Origin of the sequence: Albidovulum salinarum, assembly GCF_025673475.1 — a bacterium.
GTDB classification, from domain to species: domain Bacteria; phylum Pseudomonadota; class Alphaproteobacteria; order Rhodobacterales; family Rhodobacteraceae; genus Albidovulum; species Albidovulum salinarum.
The window spans coordinates 83,445-97,431 of record NZ_JAOVQO010000005.1; the positions used below are offsets into that span (position 1 = coordinate 83,445).

A 13,987-nucleotide genomic window follows, 5' to 3' on the forward strand; every position below is an offset into this window, starting at 1 on the left:
CGCTGCGCTCAGGCGGCGCGGGCGAGGCGGCGTTCGCGGGCGATGACGTAGAGTCCGGCGCCGATCGTCACGGCGATGCCGAGGCCCGCGAGCCGGTTCGGCAGCTGGTCGAAGACCGCCCAGCCGATCAGCGTGGCGAAGGGGATCTCGAGGTATTGCATCGGCGCGAGCGTCGAGGTCGGGGCAAAGCGCAGCGCCCCGGTCATCAGGAGATGGGCGGCGGTGCCAAGAAGGCCGAGCGCGACGAGGAGCGCCGCGTCGCCCGGCGCGGGCCAGATCGGGTCGAGCGCGGCGAGGCCGGAGCCCTCGGCCAGGAGGAGCGCGGGCAGGAGGAGCGCCGAGCCGAGGAGGCCGCTCGCCGCCTGGAGCGTGATCGCGTCGGTGTCGCGGGCGATCTGGCGGGTGACCAGCATGAAGAGCGCGAAGACGAGGGCCACGAGGAGCGGCAGGAGCGCCGGTGCGCCGACAGCGGCGAAGTTCGGCTGGATCACGAGGAGCGTGCCCGCGAAGCCCGCCGCGCAGGCGGCGAGCCGGTGGCGGCCGACCTCCTCGCCGAGCACGGCATGGCCGAGGAGCAGCATCAGGAACGGCATCACGAAGGCGATGGCGACCGCGTCGGCGAGCGGCAGGAAGCGCAGCGAGAGGAACATCGCGGCGATCCCGGTGATGTGCAGGAGCGTGCGCAGCCCGGTCAGGAGCGCGGTGCGGCGGCGCATCCTGAGCGTGCCGCCGGTGGCGGCGAGGAGCGGCACCAGCACCGCGGCCTGGACCGCGAAGCGGGTGGCGACGAGCTCAAGCAGCGGGATCCGCGGCCCGAGGAGCTTGGCGATGGAATCGCCGATCGGGGCGAGGAGGCAGAAGCCGAGCATCAGGAGGATGCCGAGGAGGGGGCGGTCGGGGCGCATCGGCGGCGAGGCTAGGGGTGATCCGGTCCCGCCGCAATCCCGATCGAGGCCCGTTCCGGGCCGGGAGATCTCTCGCCACCCCGGCGGGGCCGGGGCGGCTCGGGCCGCCTCCGGCGGGGGTACTTGGCAATGGAGAGGGGCGGGTCAGCAGTTCGGGATGTTGACCGCGAGCCCGCCGAGCGAGGTTTCCTTGTATTTCTCGTGCATGTCGTGCCCCGTTTGCCGCATCGTCTCGATCGCCGAGTCCAAGGGCACGAAGTGCTTGCCGTCGCCCCGGAGCGCCAGCGAGGCCGCCGAGACCGCCTTGATCGCGCCGAGGCCGTTCCGCTCGATGCAGGGCACCTGCACCAGCCCCTTCACCGGGTCGCAAGTCATGCCGAGATGGTGCTCGAGTGCGATCTCGGCGGCGTTTTCCACCTGTTCGGGGGTGCCGCCCATCACCGCGCAGAGCCCGGCGGCCGACATCGCGGCGGCCGAGCCGACCTCGGCCTGGCAGCCGCATTCGGCGCCCGAGATCGAGGCGTTGTGCTTGCAGAGGCCCGCGATGGCGGCGGCGGTGAGGAGGAAGTCGCCGATCCGCGACTGGCTCGCGCCCGGCACATGGTCGAGCCAGTAGCGGATCACCGCCGGCAGCACGCCGGCCGCGCCGTTGGTCGGCGCGGTGACGACCTGGCCGCCGGCGGCGTTCTCCTCGTTCACCGCCATCGCATAGACGCTCATCCAGTCGTTGATCGTGTGCGGCGCGGTCAGGTTCAGCCCCTGCTCGGCCTTCAGCGCCTGATGGATGCCCTTGGCGCGGCGGCGCACCTTCAGGCCGCCGGGCAGGATGCCGTCGGTGGCGAGGCCGCGTTCGATGCAGTCGTTCATCACCTGCCAGATCCGCGCCATGCCCTCGTCGAGCTCCCTGGCGGAGCGGAAATGCAGTTCGTTGGCGCGCTTCATCTCGGCGATCGACTTGCCGGACTGGGCCGCCATCTCGAGCATCTTCGCGGCGCTCTCGAACGGGTAGGGGCAGCCCGTGGGCCTGGCCGCGGTCTTGTCGGCGTTCATCAGCTCGCCCTCGGTCAGCACGAAGCCGCCGCCGATCGAGTAATAGGTCTCCTGCAGGATCACGTCGCCCTGGGCGTCGGTTGCCATCAGGATCATGCCGTTGGCATGGCCGGGCAGGTTCGGGCCGTAGTCGAAGACGAGATCGGTCTCGGGCTGGAACTTCAGCGCCGGCAGGCCCGGCGGCGTCACCGTGCCGGTCTCGGCGATGGCGGCGAGCGTGGCCTCGGCCTTGGCATTGTCATAGCTGTCGGGCGCGAAGCCCGCGAGGCCGAGGATCGTCGCGCGGTCGGTGGCGTGGCCCTTGCCGGTGAAGGCGAGCGAGCCGTGCAGCGAGGCCTTCAGCCCGTGGGCGTGGAAGGGCGAGGCGCGGAGCGCGTCGAGGAAGCGGGCGCCCGCGACCATCGGGCCCATCGTGTGGGACGAGGAGGGGCCGACGCCCACCTTGAACATGTCGAAGACGGAGAGGAACATGGCGGGGCCTTTCAGGTGGCGCTGCCCTCGGGCGGGCAGGCGAGGGAGGGGTTTGAGAATACGGTTTCGCCGAGCCCTTCGGCAAGGGCGGCCTTCCGCGCCGCGGGGCGGGTCTCGAGGCCGCGGGCGAGGGCGTGCAGCGCCGGGAAGGCCGTGAGGTTGTACCAGCCGGTGCCGCCTCTCGGGTAAAGCGCGAGCCAGCGCAGGAGGCCGCAGAGGTAGAGCCCGAGGACCGAGGGCGTCTCGGGGCGGAGCCAGGCCGGGCGGCCGGCCGCCAGCGCCTCGGCCAGCGCGAGATGGCCGGCGATGCGGGCGCGGGTGGCGGCGGCGAAGGCGGCGACGCAGTCGGGCGCGCCGGCGTGGCTTTCGGGGTAGAAATGCAGCCTTATGTCGGCGTGGAGCGTGTTCGAGGTGAAGAACAGCCATTTCAGGAAGGCGGCGCGGTCGGGGGCGCCGGGCTGCGGTGCCATCGCGCCGTGGCGCTCGCTGAGCCACAGGAGGATCGCGCCGGTTTCGAAGATCGGCCCGTCCGGGGTCTCGAGCGCAGGGATCAGGCCGTTCGGATGCAGTCGCCGGTAGGCGGCGCCGTCCTGGGCGCGGACGCCGCGGTCGACGAGCCGGGTCTCGAAGGGCTGGCCGAGCTCCTCGAGCGCGAGGCGCACGATCAGCGAGGCGTTGTCGGGAGCATAGTGGAGGATGTACATCGGCGGGCTCCGGGGCTTCGGGTCTTATCCGCCGGAGCGGGCCGCGCCGCGAGGCGGAAAGCGACCCTTTGCCGCGATTTCCGGCGGCTGGCGGCGTCAACGCTTCCTTAACCCCGGCGGGCGAGAGTGGCGGCGATCCTTGCGGAGGAGAGGCGATGATCGGGCGCGTGGTCGTCATCATTCTGGGGCTGTTCGCGGCGGCTGCGGCGGCCGAGGAGCGGCCCGTCGCGGTTGCCGACGGCGCGGCGCTGGTCCGGGTGTTGCCGGCGCGGGTCGTCTCGCGCATCCATGCGCGCCCGGCTGCCTATGCCGAGGACGCGGCCGATCTGATCCTGAGCTTCGGAGAAGCGGGCGGGATCGGTCCGGACGGGATCGACACCGCGATCCGGGCAGAGCGGGCGAGGGTGCGGGCGCGCGAGATGGAACGGTTCCTCGTCGCCGATCTCGACAACGACGGGCGGATGACCGCGGTGGAGATCGAGGGGCTGATCACGCGGACCTACGAGGGCCGGCGCGGCAAGCTGAAGCTCGCGCAGGAGCGGGCCGACCGCGACGGCGACAGGGTGATCTCGGCGGCGGAACTGAAGGACCATGCCGAGGCGGTGGCGCTTGACGCGATGGACGACCGGGATGCGGCCGAACTGATGGCGCTGATGGCGTTCGATCTCGATCACGACGGACGGGTGGCGCTCGGGGAGGTCATGGCGGGCGTCGAGGCGGTCGCCGCGCTCGACCTCGCGGCGGCGCGGAAGGAGATCTGAAACCGGCGCGGCTGCAAGGTGGGCGCAGGAAGCGGCGGCCTCTCCCGAACGACGCGAGGTCGGCCGGCTCAGACCGCGCGGCGGTTGCGCCGCAGCGCCAATGCGAGCCCGTCGCGCAGGTTGAGGCCGAGCAGGATGATATTGGTGGCGCCGGCTAGAAGCTCTATCGCCTGTACCGTGTAGAAGGTCGTATCGAACACTCCCGCCCGGGCCCGAAACGCGAGGAAGACCGCGCTGGGGAGAAGGACCAGGATACCGTTCGTGGCGATGATCTTCATGCGCCGCAATTTCACCTGCACCTGCGGCAGTTTCCAGCCGCGCCCCATCGCGGCGCCGGTAGCGCCCGCCGTGGCCATCGCGGGAATGAGCAGCGCCATGCCGTAGAGAATCGCGGTTTTCACCGCCGCGACGGTGGCAGGGCTGCCGAAGATCTCGGATAGAACGGTCGAGAGCCAGAAGGTCAGGATCGTGGCAAGGGCAATCGCCCCGGCCGCGGCATGGATTTTCGGTTTCATTGCGATGTGTCCGTGTTGAATATCATGCTATGCAAATGGTATTGCATAGCGCGCTATGCAAGTGTTTTATGCGCCCATGTCCGACTTTAGGCGAAACTCGGCCGGTTACCTGGCCAATCACATGGCCCGGCTCTTCGCCGTCGGCCTGTCCCGGCGTATTCAGCCGCTCGGACTCGCGCCCGCGCAGTTCATGGTGCTGCTTGAATTGTGGGAGGAGGACGGGCGCATGCAGGCCGACCTGGTGGCGGCGCTCGACGTCGAGCAGGCGACGATGGCCAATACCCTGGCGCGGATGGAGCGGGATGGCCTGATCGAAAGGCGGGCGTCGGAAACCGACCGGCGATCGCGGCTGATCTACCTGACCGACACCGCGCGGCAGGTTCGGGCGGAGGCCGTCGCGGCGGCGCAGGCGCAGAACGCTGTGGCGCTCGGCCGGTTCACCGAGGAGGAAAAGACCCAGTTCCTCGACATGATGAGGCGGGTGATCGGAAACATGCGGCGGGAATGACGGCGGTGAACGGGGGTGTGCGGGCCACCCGCCCGCCGCGCCTCGGCGCGCCGGTCGACGCTGGTGCGCCGGAGAGGGATGTGGGCCGGATCGCCGCGCTTACCGCTTCTCGGCCACCGTCACGAAATGCGTCAGCGACATGAAGAACCGGCCCTCGGCGGCGAGCGCCTCTTGTTCCGCGGCCCAGGCGGCGATGTCGGCTTCGGGCATGAGGTCGTTCCCGCGCGCGAAGGCAACCATCAGGATCATCAACACGCGCGCGAGCCCGTCGGGCTTCAGCACCGTGTCGAGCATCGGGTGCGGGATCGTCCGGATCCCGCCGAATCCGGCGCGGGCGAGGGGGGCGGGCAGTTTCTCCGGCACGATGCGGTCGGCGAGATGGGCGTCCCAGGCCGCGATCATCCGCGCCATGCGGTCGCGATCGGTGCTGTGCCAGACCAGCGTGTCCCAGTGCATGTCGGCGATCACCAGCCGCCCGCCGGGGCGGAGCACGCGGTGAAGCTCGGCGAGCGGCGCGTCGAAATCGTTTATGTATTCAAAGACCTGAACCGAGACCGCCTTGTCGGTGCTTGCATCCTCGAGCGGGAGCGCCGCCGCGCTGCCCTCGAGGATCTCCACGCCGGAGAGGCCGGCGCAGCGCTCCGCGGCCGCCGTGCGCATCTCGGGGCTCGGGTCGACGCCGGTCACGCGGCCGCCGGGGCCGATTGCGCGGGCGAACTCCCGGGTCAGGAAGCCCGGCCCGCAGCCGAGGTCGAGTATATGCTCGCCCGGCCGCGGATCGACGGCGTCGAAGCTCGCGCGGCGGCGCCGCGCGAAGTCGGCGCCCTCGTATGCGGTTTCGAGAATACGGGTGGTCTCAGCATCGAATTCAATCATCGCGTCCCCCTTTCGCGCCCCCGATCCTAGCACAACCGGGGCGTCGCGCGCGCCGGGGAGCGAGATTTGCCCCTCGCACCGCGCGGCCATCTTTCCTATAACCGGAGCGCGAGTGATACGGAGATGACCATGCCCGCCGATCTTTCCCCCGCCGACAAGGCGAAATACGCCGCCGCGAAACGTGCGGTGGAGTTCATCGAGGACGGCATGCGGGTCGGGCTTGGAACCGGTTCGACGGCGGCCTGGATGGTCCGGCTTCTCGGCAAGCGGGTGCGCGAGGAGGGGCTGAGGATCACCGGCGTGCCGACCTCGTCCCGAACCGCCAAGCAGGCGCGCGAGGAGGGGATCACCGTCGTGTCGCTCGACGAGGCGGGCTGGCTCGATCTCACCATCGACGGCACCGATGAGTTCGACCCCGACCTCAACCTGATCAAGGGCGGCGGCGGCGCGCATCTGCAGGAAAAGATCGTCGCCGCGGCTTCGGACCAGATGATCGTGATCGCCGATACGGCCAAGGACGTCCCCCAGCTCGGCGCCTTCCCGCTGCCGGTCGAGGTCATTCCCTTCGGCCTGAAGGCGACCAAGGCGCTGGTCGAGGAGACGCTGGTGCCGCTCGACGTCGCGGGGCGCAAGGTCACGCTCAGGATGAACGGGGATGCACCTTTCGTCACCGACGAGGGCAACCATATCCTCGATCTGCATCTCGGGCGGATCGGCAATCCGAGCCGGCTTTCGCTGGTCCTGAACCAGGTGCCGGGGGTGGTCGAGAACGGGCTCTTCATCGACCTGTGCAGCCGGGTGATCATCGGTCACATCGACGGGTCGGCCGAGATCCGCAAGCCGAAGGTGGATACCGCGGAGAACGGTCGGGACGATGACGGCGAGATCCGGAACATCTTCGCCGATCTTGGCGACTGATGGCGGGTGGCGCTGAGATGGTCTTCGACTACGATCTTTACGTCATCGGCGGCGGTTCGGGCGGCGTGCGCGCGGCGCGGATCGCGAGCGGCGAATACGGCGCCAAGGTGGCGCTGGCCGAGGAATACCGGATGGGCGGGACCTGCGTCATCCGCGGCTGCGTGCCGAAGAAGCTGATGGTCTTCGCCTCGGCCTATGCCGGGGCGATCGTCGATGCGCGGTCCTACGGCTGGGCGGTCGAGGCGGCGGCCTTCGACTGGCCGGCGTTCCGCGCCAAGCTCGACGCCGAGCTCGACCGCCTGGAAGCGGCCTACCGCGCGGGGCTCGCGGGGGCGAATGTCACGGTCCACGACACGCGGGCGACGGTGGTCGATCCCCATACCGTGCGACTCGCCACGGGCGAGACCTTCACCGCGAAGCACATCCTCGTTGCGACCGGTGGGCGGCCCTTCGTGCCGGAGATCGCGGCCGGGGCAGGGGCGATGACCTCGAACGACATCTTCAAGCTCGACGCGCTGCCGAAATCCGTGCTGATCGTCGGCGGCGGCTTCATCGCCTGCGAGTTTGCCTGCATCCTCAACGGGTTGGGCGTTGCGGTGACGCAGTTCTACCGGGGCGAGCAGATCCTGCGCGGCTTCGACGGCGAGGCGCGCGGCCATATCGCCGAGCTGATGAAGGAGAGCGGTATCAACCTCCATGTCGGGACCGACGTGATCGAGATGAAACCGGTGGAGGGCGGCACCTGGGTCAAGTCGACCGACGGGCGCGAGGCGGTCTTCGAGAAGGTCGTCTACGCGACCGGGCGGGTGCCCAACACCGAGGGGCTCGGGCTTGTCGAGGTCGGGGTGAGGCTCGGCCGCAAGGGCGAGGTGGTGGTCGACGGCTGGTCGCAGACGGCCGTGCCCTCGATCTACGCGGTGGGCGACGTGACCGACCGGATCAACCTGACGCCGGTGGCGATCCGCGAGGGTCACGCCTTCGCCGACACGGTCTTCGGCGCGAAGCCGGTGAAGCCCGATCACGCGCTTGTGGCGAGCGCGGTCTTCACCCAGCCCGAGTTCGGTACGGTGGGCATGACCGAGGAGGCGGCGCGCGACGAGCGGCCGATCGAGGTCTACGCAACCTCGTTCCGCCCGATGCAGTCGGCCTTTGCCGGCCGGCCTGACCGGGTGATGATGAAGCTCGTCGTCTGCGCCGAGACGCGCAAGGTTCTGGGCTGTCATATCGTGGCACCCGGCGCTGGCGAGATGATCCAGCTCGCCGCCATCGCGATCAAGATGGGCGCGACGAAAGAGGACTTCGACCGCACCGTCGCGGTGCATCCGGTGATGGCCGAGGAACTGGTGACCTTGCGCAAGCCGGTCAGGACGGCTTGAAATTCAGCCGGGAACAACCAGTTGGGAAACGAGATTGCAATGAAACGAGAGCAGGGGGAAATGATCTGATGGCTGGCAGCGGAGGTCCCTGGGGCGGCGGCGGGTCCGGTGGAGATGACGACGACCGTCCGGGCGGACGCGGCGGACGGCGGCCGGGCGAGGGCCCGCAGATCCCCGAGATCGAAGAGATAATGAAGAAGGGCACCGAGCAGCTCAAGGTGCTGATGGGCGGGCGCGGCGGAGGGCCGCGCGGGCCGGGCGGCGGCGGACGGCCAACGGGGCCGATCTTCACCCGCGGCACGCTCGGGATCGCGGCGCTCGCGACGGTGGGCCTCTGGGCCTTCGCCTCGTTCTACACGGTGAAGCCCGAAGAGCAGTCGGTGGAACTCTTCCTCGGCGAGTTCTCGGCCGTCGGCGATCCGGGCCTGAACTTCGCGCCCTGGCCGCTCGTTACCGCGAACGTGATCGCGGTCACGCCGGAACGCACCGAGGATATCGGTGTCGGCCGCGGCGGAACCGGTGACAGCGGGCTCATGTTGACGGGCGACGAGAACATCGTCGACATCGACTTCCAGGTGGTCTGGAACATCAACGATCCGCAGAAGTACCTGTTCAACCTGCGCGACCCGCAATTGACGATCAACGCCGTGGCCGAGTCCTCGATGCGCGAGATCATCGCCCAGTCGCAGCTCGCGCCGATCCTCAACCGGGACCGCGGCCTCATCGCCGAGCGGCTGAAGGAGCTGATCCAGTCCACGCTCGACAGCTACGATTCGGGGCTGAACGTGGTGCGGGTAAACTTCGACCGCGCCGACCCACCGCGTGAGGTGATCGACGCCTTCAAGAACGTGCAGTCGGCCGAGCAGCAGCGCGACCGCTTGCAGAAGGAGGCCGACGCCTACGCCAACACTGTCCTCGCCGGAGCGCGCGGCCAGGCGGCGCAGCTTCTGGAAGAGGCCGAGGGCTACCGCGCCCAGGTGGTGAACCAGGCCGAGGGCGAGGCGAGCCGCTTCTCCGCCGTTCTCGCCGAATACCAAAAGGCGCCCGAGGTTACGCGCAAGCGGCTGTATCTCGAGACGCTCGAGGAAGTGCTTGGCCGGGTCGACAAGGTGATCATCGACGAGACCCAGAGCGGGCAGGGCGTGGTGCCCTATCTGCCGTTGAACGAACTCAGACGTGGCGCGGCGGCGCCCGCCAGCGAGGGGACGAACTGATGAACCGCGCAACGCTTCTTCTGCCGATCCTCGTCCTCGCCATCGCGGCGGCGCTGTCGGCCATCTTCATCGTCGACGAGCGGGAAAAGGCGCTGGTCCTGCAGTTCGGCCAGATCAAGGCCGTGCGCGAGGAGCCGGGGCTCTACTTCAAGCTGCCGATCATCCAGGAAGTCGTGAAATACGACGACCGGATCCTCGGGCTCGACGTCGATCCCCTGGAGATCACGCCGCTCGACGACCGCCGGCTCGTGGTGGACGCCTTCGCGCGCTACCGGATCACCGATGTGCGGCGCTTCCGCCAGGCGGTCGGCGCCTCGGGCGTGGCGCTCGCGGAAAACCGTATCGACACGATCCTGCGCGCCCAGACCCGTGAGGTTCTCGGCTCTGTCACCTCGTCCGAGATCCTCTCGGCCGACCGCGCCGGGCTTGCCGCCTCGATCCGCGACGCCTCGCGCTTCGAGGCCAGCTCGCTCGGCGTCGAGATCATCGACGTGCGGCTGAAGCGCACCGACCTGCCCGAGCAGAACCTCGACGCGACCTTCGCGCGAATGCGCGCCGAGCGCGAGCGCGAGGCGGCCGACGAGGTGGCGCGCGGCAACGAGGCGGCGCAGAGGGTGCGCGCCCAGGCCGACCGGACCAAGGTGGAGCTCGTCTCGGACGCGCAGCGCCAGGCCGAGATCATCCGCGGTGAGGCCGATGCGCTGCGCAACGGGATCTTTGCCCAGGCCTATGGCGCGGACCCGGAGTTCTTCGACTTCTACCGCTCGCTCGCGGCCTACCGGCAATCGCTTCTGGAGGGCAACTCGACGATGGTGATGGCGCCGGACAGCGAGTTCTTCGACTACCTGAAGTCGACCGACAAGCGGTAGCCAGGGATGTCGGGCCTCGCGCTCATCCTGCTGGCCGTCGGGCTGGTGCTGTCTCTGGAGGGGCTGGTGCTTGCACTGGCCCCTTCGCGTATCGACGAGCTTCTCGAGTTGATTCGGCGGATGCCGGTCGAGACGCGGCGCAATCTCGGTCTTGCGGCGGTGGCGCTGGGCCTCGCGCTCATTTGGCTTGCGACCGGGCTGTCGGGCTGAGAGAATTGGCGCGGGCAGCCGGACTTGGGCGATCACGATCTGTTGAGCCGCCGCGACCGGGTTTGAATTTGGGTGCGTGCTACATAGCTGAATGATGCGCACGGGTCGGCCGGGGCGATGGATCGCCGCGGCCGCAAGAAGAACAAGGGAGTTTGGAGTGGAACCTCAGGCGATGACTCTTCAGCCGTCCGGAACGCGGCCGTGGACGGCGGCAGGAACGATCTGGGCGGCGATGCTGGCCATCGCGCTGGCCATCGGCCCGGTCGGGCCGGTGGAGGCGCGCGGCGCGCCGGAAAGCTTTGCCGAACTGGCCGAACAGGTGAGCCCCTCGGTGGTGAACATCACCACCTCGACGACGATCGCGGCGCCGACCGATGGCGGGCCGATCGTGCCCGAAGGCTCGCCCTTCGAGGATTTCTTCCGCGAGTTCGGCAATCCGAATGCGCCGCGCGGGCCGCAGCGGTCCAACGCGCTCGGATCGGGCTTCGTGATCTCGGCGGACGGCTACATCGTCACCAACAACCACGTCATCGAGGGCGCCGACGAGATCTCGGTCGAGTTCTTCTCGGGCGGCAAGCTCGACGCGACACTGGTCGGCACCGACCCCAAGACCGACATCGCGCTTCTGAAGGTCGAGAGCGACGAGCCCCTGGCCTACGTGAACTTCGGCAATTCCGACGTGATGCGGGTCGGCGACTGGGTGATGGCGATGGGCAACCCTCTGGGACAGGGCTTCTCGGTCTCGGCCGGCATCGTCTCGGCCCGCAACCGCGAGTTGTCGGGCACCTATGACGACTTCATCCAGACCGACGCCGCGATCAACCGCGGCAACTCGGGCGGGCCGCTCTTCAACATGGACGGCGAGGTGATCGGCGTGAACACCGCGATCCTGTCGCCCAACGGCGGCTCGATCGGGATCGGCTTCTCGATGGCCGCGAACGTGGTGTCGAAGGTCGTCGGCCAGCTTCAGGAATTCGGCGAGACCCGGCGTGGCTGGCTCGGCGTCCGGATCCAGGACGTGACCCCCGATGTGGCCGAGGCGATGGGCCTTGCCGACATCAAGGGCGCGCTCGTCACCGACGTGCCGGACGGCCCGGCCAAGGACGGCGGCATCCAGTCCGGCGACGTGATCACCGCCTTCGACGGCGCCGAGGTCACCGATACCCGCGAACTCGTGCGCCGCGTGGCCGATGCCGATGTCGGCAAGGCGGTGAGTGTCGTAGTGCTGCGCGACGGCGAGAGCCAAGAGCTTTCGGTCACGCTCGGCCGCCGCGAGGTCGCCGAGGGCGAGGCGGTGCCGGCGGTGGCGGGCACGACCGAACCGGTCGAGAAGGACCTGCTCGGCATGACGCTCGGCGTTCTGAGCGAGGAGCAGCGCGACCAGATGGGGCTTGCGTCGGATGCGGCGGGGCTTCTCGTCACCGATATCGACCAGACCAGCGAGGCCTACGAGAAGGGCCTGCGCGCCGGCGACCTGATCACCGAGGCGGGCCAGCAGAAGGTCGCGTCGATCGAGGATTTCGAGGCCCGGATCGCCGAGGCGAAGGAAGCGGGGCGCAAGTCGCTCCTCTTGCTGATCCGCCGCGACGGCGACCCGCGCTTCGTGGCGCTGTCGGTCGAGTGAGCCGGGCGGATCCGGGAAACGGGGGAGGGGCGCCGTAGGGCGCCCTTTCGCGTTGTCGGGCACTTACCGCGGAACGGAGGTGCCGCGGGTGATGGTGAGGATGTAGAGCGCGAGGCTCGCCACGACGATCGCGCCGCCGAGGATCATCGGTGGCGTCATCGCTTCGCCCGCGCCGATCCAGACCCAGGCGGGACCGAGCACGGTCTCGAGCAGCATCAGGAGGCTCACGTTCGCCGCCGCCGTGTGGCGCGTCGCATGGGTCAGGGCGAGGAAGGAGGCGGGCAGGATCACCGCGCCGGTGACCGCGATCGCCCAGATCTCTCCGCTCAGAAGCGATCCGGCCGGCGCGGCGGTGATGCCGATCGACCCCGCGAGCAGCGCGCCGAAGCCGACCAGCGGCATGATCGGCAGGCTGCGCGCCCGGCGGATGATCGCGAAGGCCGAGGCAAGGAGCGCCGCGACCCCGAGGCCCGCCGCCGCCCCGACCAGCGCGGCGCGGTCGAGCCTGAGACTCCCGCCGTCCCCGAAGACCGCGATGCCGATCCCGGCGAGCACCGCGGCGGTCGCGATCCAGGTGGCGGAGCGGGTCGGCTCGTCGCCGAGGAGCCGGCCGAGGACGGCCGAGAAGATCGGCATCGTGGCGACGCCGAAGAGGACAACGGCCACCGGCGCGTGTCCGATGCCGAGGCTGAAGAGCGTCGCGTTGAGCCCGTGGCAGAGGATGACGCCGAGGCCAGAGAGGCTGAGGATGGCGCGCAGGTCCGCGCGGCGGCGGCCACCGGCCGAGATCAGCCAGAGGCCGAGGAGCAGGGTGCCCATCAGCATCCCGCGCCAGGCCACCATCGGAAAGCCCGACATCCCCGACCAGCGCATGAAGAGCGTGTCCGGGGTCAGGACCAGCGCGCCGAAGGCGGCGAGGCCGAGGCCGAAGAACGGATGGCGGGACATGCGGGTTCCGGGGCTGACTGCCTCATGGCTAGGCGAGCGGGCACCCGGTGTCCATCGCCGCGACGTTATTGCGCCGCCGTGAGCGGCGGGTGCGCGTCTGCCGGAGCCTCGGATTCGGCAAGGATCTCGCCGAAGAGCCACTCGCGGAAGGCGAGGATGCGTGCATCCGTGGCGCGGTGACGCTCATAGGCAAGCGAATAGATCGTCCGCACCGGCGAGTGGATGTCGAAGAGCTGGACGAGGTCGCCGCCTCGCAGAAGGTCGATCAGAAGTTCCCGGTAAGCCAGCTCGACACCCGCATCACTCAGGGCGGCGGTCGTCGAAAGTTCGCAGTGCGAGAAGACCGGCCCGCCTTCCGGGCAGGACGCCGGCAAGCCGGCGACGGAAAACCACTCCGCCCAGCCGTCATCCGTCTCGTCGCGCAGAAGAACGTGGCGGGCAAGGTCGCGCGGCGCCTTCAGGTCCGGATGCGCCGCGAGATAGGCGGGGCTGCAGACTGGTGTGCGGGTCGAGGCGAAGAAAGGCTTGATGACCGCGCCCTCGACCGGCGCGTCGCCCCAGTGGATGATCACGTCAAGCGCGCCGTGGCGGAAGTCGGTGGGCGGCAACCCGGTCTCGATCTGCACGTCCAGCCCCGGGCAGGCCCGCATGAGCCGCGGCAGGCGCGGGATCAGCCAGCGTTTCGCGAACCATTCGGTCATCCTAAGGCGGATCACGCCCTGCGCTGCCTCGCCCTTGATCGCGCGGGTGCTGGCGTCCAGTTCGTCGAGCAACGGTCCGATGCGCGCGAGGTACCGCTCTCCGGCCCGCGTTAGGCGCACCGCCTGCGGTCCGCGCGCGAACATCGGCCTGTCGAGATAGGTCTCGAGCAGCCTGACCTGGTGGCTGATCGCGGAAGCGGAGACGCAGAGCTCCTCTGCCGCCGCCTTGAAGCTGCCGAGCCGGGCCGCAGCTTCGAAGGCACGCAGCGCGGGGAAGGGGGGCAGCTTGCGTCTCATCCGGGTGAATTTCCCTCAGGCGCGGGTGAAATCTCTTCGT

15 protein-coding genes are annotated in these 13,987 nt (G+C 69.4%); 8 read left to right on the forward strand and 7 right to left on the reverse strand.

Features of this window, described 5'->3' with window-relative positions; translation table 11 throughout:
* Positions 1 to 8 precede the first annotated feature (8 nt).
* The 3 genes from OEZ60_RS06570 to OEZ60_RS06580 form a co-directional block, all read right to left on the reverse strand.
* Positions 9 to 905: a DMT family transporter gene (locus OEZ60_RS06570; RefSeq protein ID WP_263334385.1), complete on the reverse strand. Its 897-nt coding sequence runs from the start codon at positions 903 to 905 to the stop codon at positions 9 to 11.
* A 144-nt stretch (positions 906 to 1,049) separates the two neighbouring features.
* Positions 1,050 to 2,426, reverse strand: coding sequence for an L-serine ammonia-lyase (locus OEZ60_RS06575; RefSeq protein WP_263334387.1), 1,377 nt, complete (start codon positions 2,424 to 2,426; stop codon positions 1,050 to 1,052).
* Between the two features lie 11 nt (positions 2,427 to 2,437).
* Positions 2,438 to 3,130 carry a glutathione S-transferase family protein gene (locus OEZ60_RS06580; RefSeq protein WP_263334388.1) on the reverse strand — a complete coding sequence of 231 codons (693 nt, stop codon included), beginning with the start codon at positions 3,128 to 3,130 and terminating at the stop codon, positions 2,438 to 2,440.
* A gap of 155 nt (positions 3,131 to 3,285) precedes the next feature.
* Between OEZ60_RS06580 and OEZ60_RS06585 the strand changes: the two genes are divergently transcribed.
* On the forward strand, positions 3,286 to 3,891 hold the full coding sequence (locus tag OEZ60_RS06585; RefSeq protein WP_263334390.1) for an EF-hand domain-containing protein: 606 nt from the start codon (positions 3,286 to 3,288) through the stop codon (positions 3,889 to 3,891).
* Between the two features lie 68 nt (positions 3,892 to 3,959).
* Here OEZ60_RS06585 and OEZ60_RS06590 read toward each other — a convergent pair whose 3' ends face one another.
* Positions 3,960 to 4,406, reverse strand: coding sequence for a hypothetical protein (locus OEZ60_RS06590; RefSeq protein ID WP_263334392.1), 447 nt, complete (start codon positions 4,404 to 4,406; stop codon positions 3,960 to 3,962).
* A 76-nt stretch (positions 4,407 to 4,482) separates the two neighbouring features.
* Here OEZ60_RS06590 and OEZ60_RS06595 point away from each other — a divergent pair, with 76 nt between their 5' ends.
* On the forward strand, positions 4,483 to 4,914 hold the full coding sequence (locus OEZ60_RS06595) for a MarR family winged helix-turn-helix transcriptional regulator (protein WP_263334394.1): 432 nt from the start codon (positions 4,483 to 4,485) through the stop codon (positions 4,912 to 4,914).
* A gap of 99 nt (positions 4,915 to 5,013) precedes the next feature.
* Here OEZ60_RS06595 and OEZ60_RS06600 read toward each other — a convergent pair whose 3' ends face one another.
* A complete protein-coding gene (locus OEZ60_RS06600; RefSeq protein WP_263334395.1) occupies positions 5,014 to 5,790 on the reverse strand; it encodes a methyltransferase domain-containing protein in 777 nt (258 codons plus the stop codon).
* A 129-nt stretch (positions 5,791 to 5,919) separates the two neighbouring features.
* Between OEZ60_RS06600 and rpiA the strand changes: the two genes are divergently transcribed.
* From rpiA to OEZ60_RS06630, 6 genes are all read left to right on the forward strand, one after another.
* A complete protein-coding gene (gene rpiA / locus OEZ60_RS06605) occupies positions 5,920 to 6,708 on the forward strand; it encodes a ribose-5-phosphate isomerase RpiA (RefSeq protein ID WP_263334397.1) in 789 nt (262 codons plus the stop codon).
* A gap of 17 nt (positions 6,709 to 6,725) precedes the next feature.
* Positions 6,726 to 8,084, forward strand: coding sequence for a glutathione-disulfide reductase (gene gorA, locus OEZ60_RS06610; protein ID WP_263334631.1), 1,359 nt, complete (start codon positions 6,726 to 6,728; stop codon positions 8,082 to 8,084).
* 68 nt (positions 8,085 to 8,152) lie between these two features.
* Complete coding sequence (gene hflK, locus OEZ60_RS06615) at positions 8,153 to 9,298, forward strand: FtsH protease activity modulator HflK (protein ID WP_263334399.1); 1,146 nt, start codon at positions 8,153 to 8,155, stop codon at positions 9,296 to 9,298.
* A complete protein-coding gene (gene hflC, locus OEZ60_RS06620; RefSeq protein ID WP_263334400.1) occupies positions 9,298 to 10,167 on the forward strand; it encodes a protease modulator HflC in 870 nt (289 codons plus the stop codon). Before hflK ends, hflC begins: the two co-directional genes overlap by 1 nt.
* A gap of 6 nt (positions 10,168 to 10,173) precedes the next feature.
* Positions 10,174 to 10,377, forward strand: a complete 204-nt coding sequence (locus OEZ60_RS06625) for a DUF2065 family protein (RefSeq protein WP_263334402.1) — start codon at positions 10,174 to 10,176, stop codon at positions 10,375 to 10,377.
* Between the two features lie 172 nt (positions 10,378 to 10,549).
* Positions 10,550 to 12,001 carry a DegQ family serine endoprotease gene (locus OEZ60_RS06630; RefSeq protein WP_411709787.1) on the forward strand — a complete coding sequence of 484 codons (1,452 nt, stop codon included), beginning with the start codon at positions 10,550 to 10,552 and terminating at the stop codon, positions 11,999 to 12,001.
* A 63-nt stretch (positions 12,002 to 12,064) separates the two neighbouring features.
* Here OEZ60_RS06630 and OEZ60_RS06635 read toward each other — a convergent pair whose 3' ends face one another.
* Positions 12,065 to 12,949: a DMT family transporter gene (locus OEZ60_RS06635; protein WP_263334404.1), complete on the reverse strand. Its 885-nt coding sequence runs from the start codon at positions 12,947 to 12,949 to the stop codon at positions 12,065 to 12,067.
* A gap of 65 nt (positions 12,950 to 13,014) precedes the next feature.
* Positions 13,015 to 13,947, reverse strand: a complete 933-nt coding sequence (locus tag OEZ60_RS06640; RefSeq protein WP_263334406.1) for a LysR substrate-binding domain-containing protein — start codon at positions 13,945 to 13,947, stop codon at positions 13,015 to 13,017.
* Positions 13,948 to 13,987: the final 40 nt, after the last annotated feature.